Here is a 17,510-nt window from a genome sequence, read left to right as displayed (position 1 = left end):
TATCGCTCTTAAAACAGACTGCTGATTAAATCAACAATTTTCATTACAATTTCTAGTGCCAGTTGTACCATGATTATTGAATTTTTATTGAGTGTTTTGGTTTTAATTTTTTACTACACAAATGTAAAGATTTTTATTGAAACAGCGAACAAAATCTTTATATTTTTTCGTTTTCAGTGAGAGAAGAAGAGTGTGAATTTCAAACGGTTGTGTTATTCATTCACACCTTCTGCCACTCTCTGCAGTTTAGTTATTTGGTTTGTATGGAAATTTCGTTTTTATCTTTATCCACTTTGAAGTCGATGTTGGCTCCTTTCATCTTTTTGATGCTGCTTTTCATGGAGTCGATTACCTGATCCGCCTTATTGCTCGGAACTTTTTTTCCGTTAACGATAATGCTGTCTTCATCATCAGAATTGTATTCGATCGTAGAACCATTTACGGTAATTTTATTTTTTTCGATTTTAATTTTTCCGTCTTCGTCTCTTTCCTGATCGTCATCATTAATTCCGTCTGCGTTAAGATCTCCATCGAAGCTGATTCCGTCTTTTTTCACAGGGATCACTACGGTTTTCAAAGGGAGTACCAGTTCATAATCTATGCTGTAATCTCTGAAACGGTGTTCGTAAGGATATTTAATGTAGTTCGGAAGAACAATTCTGTTATTCACTACTTCTACAGGAACGCTTACATTTAATGGAAGATTGTATCCTTTAGCTTCTTTTTTAATGATTAAATAAGGTGTTTTGATGTCTGCTTTTCTCGTTACATCCACATGCATCCAGTCTCTTTCGTATACAGAAACTTTGTCTGAATAAAGATCATCATCATATCCTTTAAAGTTTTGAGGAATAGAAACCTGTTTGAAATCTACATAAATACTGTCTGATTGTGTATTGATCGCAATTTCTTCCGTATCTTCTTTATGACCTTTCAGGAACATTTCTCTTTTTGCCATGCTGAATCCGAAATAAGTACCTAAACTGATGAGTGCAAGGAACAAAGCTCCGATTACCCAGCCTGTGTTTCTCAGTTTTGTTTTAGGCGAAATTAATTTGATGCTTAATAATCCGAATAACATCGCAGGCAATAAACTTCCTAAAGTAATAAGTGCCATAAGAATGTATTTCATATTATCGTTATCGAAATAGAAATTCATCTGGCTTACCGGAGGGAAATCGCTGTCTGCTCCCATGAAACCGAATACTACAAATACTCCGATGAGACAAGACAAAGACATAAACCCGAAAATACCTCCTAAAATATATCGTAATACATTCCAAAGTCCGCTTCCGGCGTTATTGATGTAGGGTTTGTTTTCGATATAGATTTCTCCGACTCTCTGAGTAGATTCATTGGCAAACTGTACCAGTTTATTAGACTCATTCTTAAGATTGTCGAAGTTCATAGGCTTTCCCTTCATTTTCAGGAAATCTGATGCGGTTTCTGCTTTTGGCAAAACTGCCCAAAGAATAACGTAAAGTAAGAAAACCAAGGTTGAAGAAACGGCTGCTGTGAAGATTCCCAGGATGAAAACACCAAGCCAGATCGCTCTCATCGCAGTGATGTCCATTCCTACGTAATGTGCCAAACCTGCGCAAACACCGGCAATTTTTTGTCTTTCAGGATCGCGGAACAACTGCTTTTTATCAGAATATCCGATTCCGGAAGTTCCTGTTTTCTTTGCATTTTTTTCAGAATAATATGCTTCTTCCTGCTCTTCGATTTTTTCCGGGCTTCCGATCTGTGCAATTACTCTTTCTACATCCGAGTCGTTAATTACTTCACGTTTTGCCATAGAATCTTTGAAGATTTCTACCATTCTGATTTCTATGTCATGCATTACCTCATCTGCTTCCGAAGCGTCCAGAGAGCTTCTCAGAGCATTCAGGTAATCGCTAAGTTTTATATATGCGTGTTCTTCTATGGTAAAAGAAAAACCTGCGAGTCCTATTGAGAGTGTCTTGTTCATAGCTTTGTTTTTAATTTTTTTGAGTGATTTGGTTGACTGAATTGGTTAATTCGTTCCAGGTATTTTGAAGTTCATCTAAAAATAATTTACCTTTTTCTGTAATCTGGTAATATTTTCTGGGTGGTCCTCCCGTAGATTCTTCCCATCTGTATGAAAGGAACTCACCGTTTTTTAATCTTGTTAAAAGAGGGTAAAGTGTTCCTTCTACGACATCCAGTTTTCCTTTTTTCAGTTCATCTATTAAGTCGGAAACGTACATTTCGCGATGATTGATGAGACTTAAAATACAGAATTCCAGAATTCCTTTTCGCATTTGCGCTTTGGTATTTTCAGTATTCATCTTTAATAAGTTTTGTTAATTAGTTGTATAATTTTCGAAACCCGGAACCTAGCTAGTTGTACCAGTTTCGATTTTACATTACAAAGATATGTAAATAAAATGGTATTATGCAATACAAAGTAGTGAAAAAATTTAAATTAAATATTTAACTAATTGATAATCAGTTTAATTATTTTTTTAATGGAAAATTTTGGAAATATGAATTTTTGGAAATTCAGGTTAAATTTTTAATAATTTTACCTTTTAAGCTCACTGTTCTTAACGTAACCAAAGCTTTTTTCTGTAATTCTTTATGATATGATCTAAAAGTGTAGCTTTTATAGAATCTACGGACGATAAGTGCCATTTCCATCATGGCAAAGTGTTCTCCGATGCAGAGTCTCGGTCCCGCTCCGAAAGGATAATAAGCGAAATTTTTAGCATTTTCATCATCAAAACGTTCCGGAATAAAAGAATTCGGGCTGTTCCAATATTCTGGATTCCTATGAAGTCCGCTGATGTAAAGAATAATGAAAGTCCCTTTTTGCCATGAATAATTTTTAAAATGATCATCTTCTAAAGCCTGTCTGTCGATTGCCCATGCCGGAGAATGCAGCCGCATTGCTTCTTTGATAATATTTGTGGTATAAGATTTTTTCATTAAGCTTTCTGTCCCGAAAGCGTTTACTCCTTCTGCGACAATTTCAGCCTTTAGCTTTTGTTCAGCTTCAGGGTTTTGACTGATCTCAAAAAAGATAAAGCTTAATGCATTGGCTGTTGTTTCGTGTCCTGCAATGAAAAGAATGAGCATTTCATCAATAAGCTGTTCATCAGACATCGGAAGCTGCGTGTCTTCATATCTCGCCTGAATAAGCATATCCAGCAAATCATTTTTTTCTTCCTTCGAATTTCTCCGTTTATCCAGAACACCCTGAATAATATTTTTGGCTTCAGTACTTTTCTTGATCATTTTATCGATAACACCAATACTTTTCAAAAACTGTGAATAGAAAGGTATTCTTACTTCTTTGGCAAAAACTTCCTGAACTTCTGTAATAATTTTCCCAAGTTCTTTTACGCTTTCTTCATCAATATCTGAACTGAAAAGTGTTTTTGCAACAATATTAAAAGTAAGGGTGTGAAAAAAATCATACAGATCAATTTCAGGTTCATCAGGAAAAGAGGTAAAAGCTTTATTTATTTCTTCGTTCATGATAGAGATCAATTCAGCAATTTTAGCTTTACTAAAACCGGGCTGTATAAGTCTCCTTTGTTTCAGCCAGTCTTTACCATTGTTGGTAAGCAGTCCTTTCCCGAGATATTTTCTTAAGGTAACAGACTGGATATCAGATTTAAAATAATTTTTCTGGTTTTGTTTTAAAATATATTCTACGAGTTCCTTATCCTGAGAAAAGATAAAATTCTTATTCGTTAAAGTAGCTTTAAGATAGTAAGTATCTCCTGCAATGGCATGATTTCCACTGATTACTTCCAAGGGATTATTTACTCCGTAAAAAAGAGAATACAGTTTTCGTTTTCCTTTGATTTCTGCAGGATAATTGTAATTTGGCGTCATACATAATATTTAAATAAATGTAATACTAATCTGTGAATTAAAATAGGTTTAAAGTCAAAAGTCTTATTTTTGTACAGCTTTTTTATCATCAATCCCGTAAAATGGATGATGAAATTCTAAACAAAATAAATATGAAGATACAAAAGGAAATCGATTTTATTCTGGCTGTTGATGCCCTGAAAAATGTACAGCGAAGAAATTATAATGCAGATGATTCCAGAAGGGAAAATACGGCAGAACATTCGTGGCAGATTATTATTCTGGCACAGATTCTGTTTCCTTATGCGAAAAACAGAGCGGATATTGATCTTTTGAGAGTGATCAGAATGCTGTCGATTCACGATTTGGTTGAAATTGAAGCAGGGGACACCTTTATATTTGATGAAGCTGCCATGGTCGGAAAATTTGAAAGAGAGAAAGTTTCGGCTCAGAAGATCTTCGGAATTTTGGATGAACCGCTGCGCTCTGAATTTTTTAACCTTTGGCTGGAATTTGAAGAAGAGCAGACTCCCGATGCTGTTTTTGCCTGTGCAATTGACCGCATTATGCCTTTTATCTTAAATTCCCACACTTCAGGAAAGAGCTGGACAGAAGCCGGAGTCACGGAAAAACAAATCAGAAATATGCTGGAAAATGCCATTGTAAGGGCTTCCGATGAACTGGGAGAAGCTTTTCAGATGTTGTTAATTAAAAATCTTGAGACCGAAAAGGTATTGAAATAAAGGTTTCGGCGGGCAAAGCCCGCCGAAACCGCTTTAAAGAACATTTTGAAAATATTGGGTTCCGGCGACCGAAGGTCGCCGGAACCTTTTTATAATATTTGAATTGGCTTCTTAAATTCATCAATCGCTACAAAAGTAAAATCTCCTACAATGGCTCTTTCCCTTTCATAAGAATACATCTGTTCCGTAAAAATTTCTACATTTACTTTCATGCTTGTTTTTCCTACATGAACAACTTTTCCGATTAACTCCACAATCGTTCCTGCGGGGATCGATCTTTTAAAATCAATTTTATCGCTGCTTACGGTTACCACGCGTTTTCTTGCAAATCTTGTTGCTGCAATAAAAGCCACTTCATCCATTAGCTGCATCGCCGTACCTCCGAAAAGAGTATCGTAATGATTGGTTGTGTTCGGGAAAACCGCTTTAAAAATTCGGGTTTCGGATGCTTCAATTCTTTCTTCTGTAGTCATATATCATTATTATTAAAGCGAAATGAAAATATCGGAACAACAGAAAAAGCAGAGACAGAAATCTCTGAGTATCCATTAGATCAATAAACTTCAAATCGCGAAAGTTTTTTTGTTGTTAAGAAAAAGGCAGGTCTCCTGACTTGTAACCTCTTTATTTCCTTCCCATGACCCTGCACAGTGGATTTTTAATAAAGAATTCCGTTACTTACAGTTGCGCGACAGTTCGTGATTTTCACACGATTCCCTTTTAATCTGCAGTTAAGCAAAACCAGTTTCCTGAAAAGTGATAAGCTTATAAAATCTAAAGTCACACTTTTCGATGACAAAAATAATGATTATTGACGAATTATTCAGGAGTTTTATAAATGATCTGGCTTTCAGCTTTTCCCTGCTTGATTGTCCAGATCGTTGTATAGCGGTTTTCGCCCGAACCGTTAATCATATAAAGAAAAATATGATCGTTATCGATAGCGGTTACGCCCACGTTTTCAAAATCCATGGCAGGCTGAAACATATTTTTAATGGCATCTCTTACAAAAACAGAACCTCTTCCGGGTTGCTGAACGCGTACAGATTTTATTTCCATTAAACCTTCCGGCAATTCTTTTCCTACGCCCCAGGCTTTTACCTTATCTATTTTAACGATGTTTCCGTTAGAATCTTTTTCCTGCTTTTTGATTTGTGCATAAGAAGGATAAACATCAATGATAACTTTTGTTCTCTGGTTTCCGGGAATTTTAGGATTGGTATCATCGGTAAAAATCAGAGACTTTCCGTTTTTCGATTTAGAAGGCGTAAATTTTGGTAAATTATCAACGAAAACAATACGGTTTTTATTCACCATTCCTTCCTTGGTGATGCTGTCATATCTTACGAAAGGTTTTTCAGTATCTTCTTTTTCAGGATATTTTATCCAGATCCATTCTGTTTCTCCCGGCGCAGGCTTTTCGTAAATAAAAACATCTCCGGTTTTCATACGGATCTTGTCAATTATTTTTCGGTAATAGTCTTTATGGACACGCACCATGGCATAACCTTCTTCAGCTTTTACCACGCCGAAAGGCACTTTATTCTGTCCCTTCGCAAAAGCAAAAGAAAAAATACTGAACACTGAAAGATAAAAAGCTTTTTTTCCGGAAACCATCATGAAAATTTGTTTGAAAGTTCAAATATATAAATTAAATATTCTTCGGAAGATAATTATACTGCTGTAATTCCTTAAAATCTTTAATCTGCTTCAGATACGAATCAGAAAGCAGATAAATTTCATCTGAAATATCCAAAACCTCCTGATAACGGTGATCTGAAATAATAAATCCCTTATACTGAGACTGTTCTTTGATCAATTTTTGAATTTCAGAAATCATTTTCGGTGATAAAGCGTTAAAAGGTTCATCCAGAAGAACAAATTTCGAATCGGAATAGACCATTAAAATAACCTCAACAATTTTTTTCTCGCCGCCGGAAAGACTTCCTGAAGTTTCATTTAAAAAAGGTTTTAACAAATCTGATGCAATGAGCTGATCTGCATTTTCTTTAGTACAGAAAAGAGAGATCAGGTTTTTTATTTTAATACCTTTCGGAAGAAATGAGTATTGAGGTAAATAAGCAATTCTTCCTTTCCTGTCCATCTGATTTTGCAGAACTTTATCATCCACTCTGATAAACTGAGAATCGCCTTTCTCTGTTCCGAAAATAATTTTTAAAAGAGTAGATTTTCCCGTACCGTTTCTTCCCAGCAAACCGATAACCTTTCCCGTTTCACAACTGATGTAGATATCTCTTAGGATTTTCTTTTCATTAAAAGATTTTGTGAGGCTGTCAATATGTAATCTGCTCATATCAGTTTTGTAAATATATTAATGATTACACTTAATGAAAAAGTAAAGATCCAGAGAAATAATCTTGAAAACCCGAAATTGGCAAAGAAAGAATATTCTTCTTTTAGCCTCAATTCATAGATGAGGTAATGAAAAACCGGAAGAAATAATAAGAAGCATAATCCAAAATTGACAGTGGTAAAACCAAGCAGGATATTCATCAGCAAAGAAAAGAGAACAGCAGGAATCAGTAATTTTACATAGAAAATCCAGAGAATCCTTATATTTTTAACCATATATCTGTTTAAATTAATTTTGAATTCAACCAAAGTTACAAAAGACAGTTACAAAGCTTTTATTAAAGCATTGTAAGCTCTTAAGTTTTTTGGTATGTGTGCCAAATGTTGCTAAATTTTCTCTATATCTTTTTTTGATAAAAACAAATAAGAATAGATTCCAAAGAAAAGAAAAACAACTGAAAATAAAGCGGCGGCAATATAAAAAGCATCTCCGAAACTGTACGCAATATTTATTTTTCCATCCATTCCCATTCCTGTAGTATGTTCCATATCTTCCATCTTTGCTTTAAAACTGAGATAAAATCCCAAAAGACCAAGAAGTCCGGCTACAGAAAATCCAAGATGATAAAGATATTTGTTTCGTAAGGTTTTCATCAATTGCACAGCAATTCCGGCAACTGCCATTAGAAAAGAAAGAATAACAAACAGATTCGGCGAAATATCTCCTTTGTCACTTTCTTTCTGAGAATCATCGGATGAAGACGGACGATCCTCCTGATTGCTTACGGAAGATGCGTAAGGAGAACTTTTTTTAATGCTTTCTCTCATTCTTTCGTCCATTTTTTGCTTAGAAACTCCCGTTATCAGATCAGTTCCCTTTACAGACATTAAAGTAACATTACCGCATTTCACAAGGAAAAAGGGAAATAAAAAACAAAGGATAACTACAGTATAGCTCGGTATCGGCAGAAAGTCGGACAGCATTTTTAAGGTCTTCATAAATTATTGTTTGGGGTAAAAATATAAAATTTAAAATAAAAGAGCGTCCTGAACAGACGCTCTCATGAGATATTTTGTAAGTACATTACTCTTTTCTGAGCTTTGCTTTTACATTATTTTCTGTAATCATTCTTCGCAATCCGGTAATCTGCTCCTTTGTAAAATACTTTTTCGGGATCATATTCATCGTCTGTGCGCTTTGGTAGATCAGAAACCATTCTTTATTTTCCTTCACTTTATAAACCGTATTCCATGCAAATTCTGCATCAAAAGTTTCTCCTTCCGTACGGATTTTCTCTTCCGTAAAAATGTACGTAATGTTTTCCTGAATCTTTTTATTGGAGCTGAAAGCAAATCTCAGCCGCAAAAAAGACCGGATCACGATAAACAGAAACATAATTCCGAGCCACATTGAAGCCGAAAGCAAAATTTCCTGTTCAGAATTGCCATCCGCAAACAGTTTTACAATAAAGAAAAGCAAAATCAGCAAAGGAAAAGCAATAAGCCTTATTAAAGAACTTTTGAGATGAAACATCAGAAAATCCTTAAAACTGATATGAGTTTTTACCGTTATCATTTAAATTCTTTCCAGTTCGTCTGCGTCAATTGTTGTTTTGAATGTTCCGTAATTTACGATCACTTTATTTCGTGAAATTTTTTCAATCGTTCCCACACTTGTGCTGCCGGAAATACGGACGCGTTGCCCGACTTTCATCCAAAGAGCGCGGTCGGTTTTGCGTTTTTCTTCCAGTTTCTCATTGGTTTCCGTAATTTTTTCAATCACTTCTTCCTTTTTAAGCTGTTGGGTAATCTTCCTTTTTACAACCTGCAGACGTTTAGATTCATCTTTATCTGCACCCAGTTTTCTGAATTTTTCCTGCTCAAGAATTTTTACAAAATCTTTTACCACATCTTTTCTGGATTTCCCTTTTACGTAGCTGTCGATAAAAGCCTCAATTTTGTTCCCGAACTGCAGTTTACGATGCTCTTCTTCATATAATTTCTGGAAATTGAATAGCTTCTGCTGAAGCTGCTCATTCAGTTTCTGAAGGTTATCGCGTTTGTCTTCTACAGATTCCTTTCTTTCGGCAAGATCGGTTTTAAGCTTTTCCACTTCATATTTTTCCTGCTGAAGCTTTACAATCGTTTTATCCAGATTTACAATATCATGTTCCACCTTTTTCTTGGCAGAATGAATAATAAATCTCGGAATTTTATTCTTTTCCGCCACCTCAAAAGTAAATGAACTTCCCGCTTGTCCCACTTCCAGTTTGTACATCGGTTCCAATGTTTCTTCATTGAATAACATTGCTGCATTCTGAGCATTCGGAAGCTGTTCCACAACAAGTTTAATATTGGTGTAATGCGTCGTAATGATCGCAAAACTTTTTTTGTCATAGAAAAACTCAAGGAAACTTTCTGCTAAAGCACCTCCCAGTTCAGGATCGGAACCTGTACCGAATTCATCAATCAGTAAAAGCGTATTGGCTTCTGCTTCACGGATGATTCCCGACATTTTCTTCAATCTGGATGAATACGTTGAAAGATGGTTTTCAATCGACTGATTATCCCCAATATCGGTCATGATTTTATCAAAGAAAAACATTTCCGATTTTGGATGGGTAGGAACCAGAATTCCGCTCTGGATCATGAGTTGAAGCAACCCAACCGTTTTCAGCGTAATGGATTTTCCTCCCGCATTCGGTCCGGAAATACAGATGATTCTGTTGTGTTCCGTTAAACTCAGCGTCTGAGGATAGATCGTTTTATTTTCCGCTTTATTCCTTAAAAACAGCAAAGGATGGAACGCTTCTCTTAATCTTAACGTTTTATGGCGGTTGATTTTTGGTAAAACACCATTGATGAGTTCTGCAAATTTAGCCTTCGCTCTCGTTAAATCAAGATCGAAAATATACTTCTGATATCTCCAGAGCTGAGGTTGGAATTCCGCCAGTTCTGAGGTAAGCTGTCTTAAAATCTTATCAATTTCTTTTTTCTCTTCCTCCTCGCTTTCACGAAGTTTGAAATAATGCTTTACTACGGAATCCGGCTGAATATAAGTGATGGAACCGGTTTTTGAAAGTCCCAAAACTCTTCCCGGAACTCTTCTCTTAAAACCCGATTTTACCGCTAAAACTCTTTGGTCATCAATAATCGTTTCGCGGATATCATCCAGGAAATCACTCTGTCCGTAAGTTGTTAACGCACGGTTGAAATTTTCCTGAATCGCTTTTTTCGCGTGCTGAATTTCACTTCTTAACCCTTTTAAAGCAGGAGAAGCTTCACTTTTTACCTCACCGAAACGGTTGAATACTTTATCAACTTTATCAATAATTTCTTTTCTGAATTCCAGAACAGAAGCATCTTCCATGAGAGTAGGGAAGGTTTCCGGCATGGTCGGGAAGAACTTCTGCAGTTTCCCGATTTGCTCCGTGATGGTTTTGATTTTGATGAAAGCGCTGTTTTCCAGTCGGTAATTTTCGATCAGCATTAGCTTCAGCTCACTTTCGATATCTTCATATTCATCAAACGGAATTGCATTTGAACTTTCAAAACTGGAAAGATATTCGGAAGTTTTTTTCAATGAAAGTTCTGCCTCGTCTATTTCCATCGGACGAAGTTGAAGAATTTTTTCTCTTGTTTTCGGAGAATACGCAAAGGGAGAAATTTCCGCGAGCAATTGCGGAAACTCTAATTCGTTTAAATCTTCTTTATTTATATACACACTGCAAAGATAATTAATTTGAAAATGAAATAATTTGAGAATGTGAAAATGATTTATTGATTTGATCTCTTTTATCAATATAAGCTTCGGCAAGTTTAGTTTATACTTTTAACGCTTCGATTGTATTTGAAATGTTACCATTTTGTAAAGCTTTTCTGAAATCATTAATGTGCTGTATAATTAAGTAATGGCTGATTTAATTTTAAACCTCACAGGTTTCAAAAACCTGTGAGGTTTGTTTATCACTATTTAACAATTAGATTTAATTTGAACTTTAGGCTGACTTCTTTAATAAAATTTTTTGTGATTTTTGAGTCAGAAATTAATGAGTTTGATTACTAAGTTTATTTTAAAACCTCACAGGTTTCGAAAACCTGTGAGGTTTACCACTGTTTAAGAATTAGATTTAATTTGAACTTTAGGCTGACTTTTCGAATAAAATTTTTTGTGATTTTTGAGTCAGAAATTAATGAGTTTGATTACTAAGTTTATTTTAAAACCTCACAGGTTTCGAAAACCTGTGAGGTTTACCACTATTTAAGAATTAGATTTAATTTTTGAACTTTAGGTCGATTTCTTTTAATAAAATTTTTTGTTATTTTTGAGTCAGAAATTAATGAGTTTAATTACTAAATTTCTTTTAAAACCTCACAGGTTTCAAAAACCTGTGAGGTTTGTTTACAACTTTTTAACAATTAGATTTAATTTTTGAACTTTAGGCTGACTTTTCGAATAAAATTTTCGTGTTTTTTTGTCGAAATTAATAAGGTAATTTACTAAATTTATGTAAGTTTGAAATATGAAGCTAGAAACCGAAAGATTAATTCTCAAACCCATCGACGAGAGTTATACAGAAGACATTCTAAAGATCAGAAGCGATGAAACCATCAACCAGTTCGTACACCGGAATCCTCCTAAAAATAATTATGATGCGCTTCAGTTTATTTTAACCATTAAAGAAAATACCCGAAATCAGAAATCTTTTTACTGGGGAATTTCTTTAAAAGACCAACCAAATCTGATTGGAACCATTTGTCTTTGGAATTTTTCCGAAGACCGAAAAGAAGCAGAAGTCGGTTATGAATTATTACCGGAGTATCACAGAAAAGGAATCATGTCGGAAGCCTTGGCTGTAATCGTGGATTTTGCATTTAAAAATTTACATTTGCAGGAAATTGTTGCGATGACGCACAAACTCAACGAAAATTCAAAAGGACTTCTTTTAAAACATGATTTTGTATTGCAGGAAGATAGGAAGGATGAAGATTTTCCGGAGAATCTGGTTTTTAGTTTGAAGAAGAAAAAAAAGAATTATTGGTTTTCTTATCGAAGAGGATAATGTATCTACCGTGGGTTTAGATTATTCTATAATAAATTTTATGAAGAGAAAAACTTGAAGACTCATTAAACTGGCTTAATCAAAATTCTGCTGGAAATGATAGGGTTGTCTTGAGACTGGATAATGGAGATTATGTTGATGTTTTAGGGTAGTATTTTCAAAGAATTGATAAGGTTCTTTGAATAAAAAAAGTATGATTAATAGTTGATAATTAAATAAATTTCTTTGTCATTTCGACGGAGGAGAAATCTCTTTTTATTTTAATCATTAAATTTGCATAGATTCTTCATTACGCTTTGCTTCATTCAGAATGACAGGTTGGCGTAAAAATTGAATTTTCAAATTAATTCATTCTCAAATTTTCAAATTAAAAAAATGACCTGGACAGAAATATTAGCCCCCATAAAAAACACCCCATACTTTACCAACCTTTGGGAAAAAGTAAAGCAGGAATATGCAGCCACTAAAGTTTTTCCACCAAAAAATCAGATTTTCAGAGCGTTGGAAATTACGCCTTTTGAAGATATTGAAGTAGTGATCATAGGACAGGATCCTTATCATAATGATTATCAGGCAAATGGTTTGTGTTTTTCCGTTTCTGAACAGGTTGCCGCGCCGCCTTCTCTGAAAAATATTTTTATTGAATTAAAAGATGATTTAGGTATTGAAAGAACTTCAAAAGAATTGGACGATTGGGGAAAACAAGGGGTTTTACTGTTGAATGCAACATTAACCGTTCGTGCCCATTCTCCGAATTCACACAAAGATTTAGGCTGGGAAAAATTTACAGATTTTATCATCAAAGAAATTTCAGATAAAAAAGAAAATGTGGTTTTTGTTCTTTGGGGCGCTTTTGCACAAAAAAAAGCCGAACTCATTGATCCGGCTAAACATTTTATTTTAAAATCTGCGCATCCTTCTCCGTTTTCCGTGTATAGAGGATTCTTCGGAAGCAGACCTTTTTCAAAAATTAATGAATATCTTGTTTCAAAAGGGAAGAAACCTATTTCATGGTAGGATTTTCTCCTCCTTTTTTAATGGTAATTCCTATTTTGTACTTTCCGTTCAAAGCTTTTGCCCCGTCTTCTGAAGAAGGATAAGGCTGAACATCCGTTAAAGAAATGGTATATCCGTTAAATGCAGCCGACTGATGATAGTTTCTGCCTTCATTATCCATAGTAGCTAAATTAAGAACCATTGGTCGGGTTGCAGTTCCCATTACTTCAACCTGCGCTACGGCAACTCCCGCCCAAATGCAGTTTACTCCTTTTGGACAGCGGCTGTCTTCCGATATTCCTTTAAAGGTTACATTCATTTCATATTCTTTCAGAAATTTATTTTCTCCTTCATTGAAATAAATGATTTCGCCATCTTTATTGGTTACTTTTGTAACGCCTGTTTTATCCGTATTCACTTTTAATTTATTTTTCTTTTGAGCATTGCAGTTCATTAAAAATAACGAACCTAAACTCAGGATAAGGATTTTATGAAACATAATTTTTTATTTTAGATAATATTAAGCATATTAAATAATACCACCAAAAACATTGCCACACCTACCACGAAACTAAATCCTGTTCCGTAAATAAATCCTATAAATGCTCCTTTTGTAGACTTCAGAGCTTTGTTTATATCCTGACTGTCGTGAAGAAGCTCTCCCACAAAAACTCCTGCAAACATTCCTACCAGAAATCCTAAAGGAATCGGTAAGAAAATTCCTACAATGGTTCCGATAACCGAACCAATGCTTCCCCAGCGTGTTCCGCCGTATTTCTGCGTGGTTTTTGCCGGAATAACGTAATTTAAAACAACAGAAGCCGCAGTGAGCATTACAAATACCCATACATAGATCATAGACAGATCTGCATCTGTACCGTATTTATAAATCAAAAGTCCGCAAATGCTTAATAATAACCCCGGCAAAACAGGAAGAAACGTTCCTACAATACCTAAAACCAAAAGAATAAGACAAAGGATATTAATTAATGTTGTGTCCATAAGTTGAAATTTATTGACAGTATATAACAAAAGTGACTCCAAAGAGCCACTTTATATAATAATGAAAAAAATGGATTAAAGATTCAGGATTACGTACTGTAGAATAACACCTGCATTGCCGATGTTTCCTGCAGCATGGTTGTGGAAACTCGTATAATAAATAAAGCCACTGTTGGATGATCCGGAGCAAGGACCTACAGTTGCTCCTAATGCAACAAGATAAGGAACCAGAGTCTGCGGAACTGAAATCGTGATCTGGATATTAGTTCCCGGAATTGTAACGCAAACCGGAACAAAAGTGGTGTTCGGTGCATTTCCGATTGGAGTTACAGGAATTCCTGTAGCTGTAAAATGATTCGTTCTCAGCATCAATGCCTGATTGGCTCCGTCTTTTACCAGAACTTCCCAGTATGAAGAATCATAACTGGTAATTTTTTGCCATGCTCCCAAATCAAAATCAATATTAAGATTGCTGAAACCAAGAGCAGAAGACAATCCTGCGTTGCTTACCACAGCCGGAACAATTCCCGAACTTCCGTTATTCACAGAACATAGTTTTGAATCAGGAACAAATCCTCCCGCTGGAGCGCAGCCTGAAGTATTATCTGTTCCGCCTACCAGATAAGAAACATCCCAGTCCGAAGCATAGATACTTCCTCCATTAGCAACGAAAATAGCAAGATTTGCATCAATTGCAGGGAAAAGTACCTGATTGGTGGAATACTTTCTGGAACCGCAGTTCAGGAAGATAATATCATATTGTGCAATGGTATTTAAATTCGTAAGATCATTATTCGTGATTTCTGTTGCGGTATATCCTAAAGAAAGAATAATATCTTCAATTTTATCATACGAGCCTTTTACATAAGCAATTTTAGCCACCTGATTCAGTTTGGTCTGGGACAGATCAAGCGTTAAAGTTTCGTTATTTTTTACAGTCGCAGCAACTTCTGTACGGAAATTGCTTCCATTCCCTGTCTGAATGTGAATGGTGTGATTGCCGACCGGAGCGTCCAGTGTAAAATTACCATCCGCATCGGAAGTTGTGTAGTAAATCTTATATTTATCATCGAAAGTAAAAACAGAGGCACCACCAATGGCTTTTGCGCCGTTTTGAGACATTACTTTACCGGTTACCTTTCCGGTTTTTACTGTATTGTCTGCCGTTGCTTCTGTGGGAGAAGAAGAATCTGAGTGACAGGAACCCAGAGAAAAAAGAATGATAAAAATAAAGAAGAGGTTAAATTTTTTCATAAATTACAGTTTTTAATTAAAAGACTAAATTAATGATTTTATTATTAAATATGTTTTATTTTTAAAATAATTTTAAATAATTGTTAAATAATTTTTGATTGTTTTGTGAAAAATTCTTATTTAATCGGTGTTGGGAGGGTTTAAAATTTTATTAAATTTGTTATAATGAATGATCAGTTACAGGAAACTAAAAATTTTATACAGGATTTAAGCGAACAGCTTTATATATACATTACCAAAATTTCTCCGGCGGGTCTGGACTGGGTTTTTCATGCCTTTACAAAGCTTGCTATATTAGTTGTTCTATTTTTGCTGGTTGATTTTCTTGTAAAACCTGTGATTAATCTTATCTTCCGTTTTTTTCATAACGAAGAAAAATATCCGGTTGTAAAATCAGTTTACCAGTCCAGAGTTACCAATTCTGTGGCTCATCTTTTTGCTCTGGCTATTGTTGTAGGAATTCAGACTTCTATATTTCCGCCAAAAGCGATTCCTAGAACCAACGTCTTTATTATACGCGCCATCAATCTGGGATTTGTTTTAATTCTGGCGGGGATGCTTTACAGAGGATTAACGGCCTTTAGAAATTATTTTGCCATCAAACAGGATTATTACAAGATTATGGCATTGAATGCGATTTCTGAAACAATGAAAATTTTAGGAATCTTCATTTTTTCTATTGTAGGAATCTGTGTGATTTTCGGGATTAAAGGAGCTACGATTGTTGGAAGTTTAGGGGCAATTACGGCAGTTCTGGTACTGGTTTTCCGCGATACCATTCTTGGATTTGTAACCGGAATCCACGTTTCAACTTCTAAAAGTCTTAAAGTAGGGGACTGGATCAGTATTCCCAAATACAATATCGAAGGAAATATTTCAGACATCAGTCTTTTAACGACGAAGATTATGAATTTTGATAAAACCATTTCTTCGATTCCCACCTACGATCTTTTAACCACTGAGATTAAAAATCTTCAGGTGATGTCAGAATCAAACACCAGAAGAATTAAAAAATCAATCTACTTTAATATCAATTCCTTTAAATTTTTAACGGAAGAAGACATTGATCGCCTGAAAGACATTAATCTGATTTCAGAATATCTTGAAGGAAAAAGTATTGAGCTGAAAAAAGAAAAAGAGACTTTGAAGCACAGTGATAAAATAGTGAACGGAAGACAGCTTACCAACATTGGTGTTTTCAGATACTACGCAGAAAAGTACCTGCAGAATGATCCCGATGTGGATCAGGATGGGGCGATGATGGTTCGTCAGTTGGATATTACTCCTCAAGGTCTGCCTTTGGAAATCTACTGTTTCGCCAATGATTCGCGTTGGGAACATTTTGAGCAGATTCAGGCGGATATTTTTGATCATTTACTGGTTGCTTCAAAGGAATTTGATCTTCAGGTGATGCAGATCAGTGTTAAGGTGTAATGAAAGCTTATTATTTGAATGTAAAATTTCATGAAATAATAAACCCACTTTTAAGTTGGGTTTTTTTATTTTTGCAGTATGACAAAACTAAGTGTAAACATTAATAAAATTGCGACGCTGAGAAATGCAAGAGGAGGAGAAACACCCAGTGTAACGGAAGCAGCCGTAAAAATTCAGGAATTCGGAGGACAGGGCATTACCATCCATCCAAGACCCGATGAAAGACACATTACAAGAAAAGATGTTTATGATCTGAAACCTCTGGTAACCACGGAATTCAATATCGAAGGAAATCCTCACCGTTCTTTTATCGATATGGTTCTTGAGGTAAAACCGGAACAGGTAACGTTGGTTCCCGATGCAGATGATGCCATTACTTCAAACGCAGGTTGGGACACGAAAAAACATCTGGATTTTCTGACGGAAATTATCGCAGAATTTAAAAATGCTGGAATCCGTACTTCAATTTTCTTAGATCCGACTCCCGAACTGGTAGAATATGCTGCCAAAACAGGAACCGACAGAATTGAACTCTACACCGAAGCTTACGCTAAAAATTATACCCAAAATAAAGAATCTGCCATAAAACCTTATTATGATACGGCGGTTGTTGCTACAGATTTTGGATTGGGAATTAATGCAGGACACGATTTAAGCTTGGAAAATTTAAAATATTTCGCCGATACCATCCCGAATTTGCTCGAAGTTTCCATCGGTCATGCCTTGGTTTCAGAAGCATTATATATGGGAATGGAAAATACAGTTCAGGCTTATCTGAAGAGGCTGGCAAAATGGTAAATAGGCTGGAAGCTGGATGTGTAAAGCCAAAGGCTTGATAAGTGTTGTCTGAACTATCTGC

The 17,510-nt window shown here is 35.3% G+C and carries 18 protein-coding genes and 1 riboswitch; of the genes, 5 read left to right on the top strand and 13 right to left on the bottom strand.

Going from position 1 to position 17,510, the window contains the following annotated elements; all coding sequences use genetic code 11:
* Window positions 1-250 precede the first annotated feature (250 nt).
* From WFH39_RS16425 to WFH39_RS16415, 3 genes are all read right to left on the bottom strand, one after another.
* Complete coding sequence (locus WFH39_RS16425) at window positions 251-1,972, bottom strand: PspC domain-containing protein (protein WP_336690669.1); 1,722 nt, start codon at window positions 1,970-1,972, stop codon at window positions 251-253.
* Window positions 1,973-1,982: 10 nt separating this feature from the next.
* Window positions 1,983-2,312 (bottom strand): PadR family transcriptional regulator, encoded by a 330-nt coding sequence (locus WFH39_RS16420; protein WP_072952756.1) that lies wholly within the window; start codon window positions 2,310-2,312, stop codon window positions 1,983-1,985.
* A 214-nt stretch (window positions 2,313-2,526) separates the two neighbouring features.
* Entirely contained in the window at window positions 2,527-3,867 is a 1,341-nt protein-coding gene (locus WFH39_RS16415) for a cytochrome P450 (protein WP_336690668.1), read from the bottom strand.
* 131 nt (window positions 3,868-3,998) lie between these two features.
* Between WFH39_RS16415 and WFH39_RS16410 the strand changes: the two genes are divergently transcribed.
* The gene (locus tag WFH39_RS16410) at window positions 3,999-4,589 is read left to right on the top strand and encodes an HD domain-containing protein (protein WP_214589062.1); all 591 of its coding nucleotides are present in this window, start codon (window positions 3,999-4,001) and stop codon (window positions 4,587-4,589) included.
* Between the two features lie 89 nt (window positions 4,590-4,678).
* Here the strand turns inward: WFH39_RS16410 and WFH39_RS16405 are convergent, their stop codons facing one another.
* The 7 genes from WFH39_RS16405 to WFH39_RS16375 form a co-directional block, all read right to left on the bottom strand.
* Window positions 4,679-5,062 (bottom strand): acyl-CoA thioesterase, encoded by a 384-nt coding sequence (locus WFH39_RS16405; RefSeq protein ID WP_076392338.1) that lies wholly within the window; start codon window positions 5,060-5,062, stop codon window positions 4,679-4,681.
* Window positions 5,063-5,170: 108 nt separating this feature from the next.
* Window positions 5,171-5,350, bottom strand: a riboswitch (cobalamin riboswitch).
* Window positions 5,351-5,408: 58 nt separating this feature from the next.
* The gene (locus tag WFH39_RS16400) at window positions 5,409-6,209 is read right to left on the bottom strand and encodes a hypothetical protein (protein WP_336690667.1); all 801 of its coding nucleotides are present in this window, start codon (window positions 6,207-6,209) and stop codon (window positions 5,409-5,411) included.
* 31 nt (window positions 6,210-6,240) lie between these two features.
* Window positions 6,241-6,903: an ATP-binding cassette domain-containing protein gene (locus tag WFH39_RS16395; protein ID WP_336690666.1), complete on the bottom strand. Its 663-nt coding sequence runs from the start codon at window positions 6,901-6,903 to the stop codon at window positions 6,241-6,243.
* Window positions 6,900-7,178 (bottom strand): hypothetical protein, encoded by a 279-nt coding sequence (locus WFH39_RS16390; protein ID WP_336690665.1) that lies wholly within the window; start codon window positions 7,176-7,178, stop codon window positions 6,900-6,902. Before WFH39_RS16390 ends, WFH39_RS16395 begins: the two co-directional genes overlap by 4 nt.
* Window positions 7,179-7,289: 111 nt before the next feature.
* On the bottom strand, window positions 7,290-7,901 hold the full coding sequence (locus tag WFH39_RS16385; RefSeq protein WP_336690664.1) for a hypothetical protein: 612 nt from the start codon (window positions 7,899-7,901) through the stop codon (window positions 7,290-7,292).
* An 85-nt stretch (window positions 7,902-7,986) separates the two neighbouring features.
* Entirely contained in the window at window positions 7,987-8,478 is a 492-nt protein-coding gene (locus tag WFH39_RS16380; protein ID WP_336690663.1) for a YcxB family protein, read from the bottom strand.
* Window positions 8,479-10,626, bottom strand: a complete 2,148-nt coding sequence (locus tag WFH39_RS16375) for an endonuclease MutS2 (RefSeq protein ID WP_336690662.1) — start codon at window positions 10,624-10,626, stop codon at window positions 8,479-8,481.
* Window positions 10,627-11,425: 799 nt separating this feature from the next.
* Between WFH39_RS16375 and WFH39_RS16370 the strand changes: the two genes are divergently transcribed.
* Window positions 11,426-11,965, top strand: coding sequence for a GNAT family N-acetyltransferase (locus tag WFH39_RS16370; protein WP_336690661.1), 540 nt, complete (start codon window positions 11,426-11,428; stop codon window positions 11,963-11,965).
* Between the two features lie 375 nt (window positions 11,966-12,340).
* Complete coding sequence (locus tag WFH39_RS16365) at window positions 12,341-12,982, top strand: uracil-DNA glycosylase (RefSeq protein ID WP_336690660.1); 642 nt, start codon at window positions 12,341-12,343, stop codon at window positions 12,980-12,982.
* Here the strand turns inward: WFH39_RS16365 and WFH39_RS16360 are convergent.
* From WFH39_RS16360 to WFH39_RS16350, 3 genes are all read right to left on the bottom strand, one after another.
* Window positions 12,969-13,460, bottom strand: a complete 492-nt coding sequence (locus WFH39_RS16360; RefSeq protein WP_336690659.1) for a hypothetical protein — start codon at window positions 13,458-13,460, stop codon at window positions 12,969-12,971. The two genes, WFH39_RS16365 and WFH39_RS16360, sit on opposite strands and share 14 nt — an antisense overlap.
* A gap of 11 nt (window positions 13,461-13,471) precedes the next feature.
* Window positions 13,472-13,963, bottom strand: coding sequence for a DUF456 domain-containing protein (locus WFH39_RS16355; RefSeq protein WP_336690658.1), 492 nt, complete (start codon window positions 13,961-13,963; stop codon window positions 13,472-13,474).
* Window positions 13,964-14,038: 75 nt separating this feature from the next.
* Window positions 14,039-15,217, bottom strand: coding sequence for a carboxypeptidase regulatory-like domain-containing protein (locus tag WFH39_RS16350; protein WP_336690657.1), 1,179 nt, complete (start codon window positions 15,215-15,217; stop codon window positions 14,039-14,041).
* Between the two features lie 165 nt (window positions 15,218-15,382).
* Between WFH39_RS16350 and WFH39_RS16345 the strand changes: the two genes are divergently transcribed.
* Complete coding sequence (locus tag WFH39_RS16345; RefSeq protein WP_336690656.1) at window positions 15,383-16,651, top strand: mechanosensitive ion channel family protein; 1,269 nt, start codon at window positions 15,383-15,385, stop codon at window positions 16,649-16,651.
* 78 nt (window positions 16,652-16,729) lie between these two features.
* Window positions 16,730-17,449, top strand: a complete 720-nt coding sequence (locus WFH39_RS16340; RefSeq protein WP_108411010.1) for a pyridoxine 5'-phosphate synthase — start codon at window positions 16,730-16,732, stop codon at window positions 17,447-17,449.
* The last annotated feature ends 61 nt before the right edge of the window (window positions 17,450-17,510 follow it).

Source organism: Chryseobacterium sp. MMO-72 (assembly GCF_037146035.1).
In the GTDB taxonomy this organism is placed as follows: domain Bacteria; phylum Bacteroidota; class Bacteroidia; order Flavobacteriales; family Weeksellaceae; genus Chryseobacterium; species Chryseobacterium indicum.
This window is presented reverse-complemented; position numbering and strand designations above follow the sequence as displayed.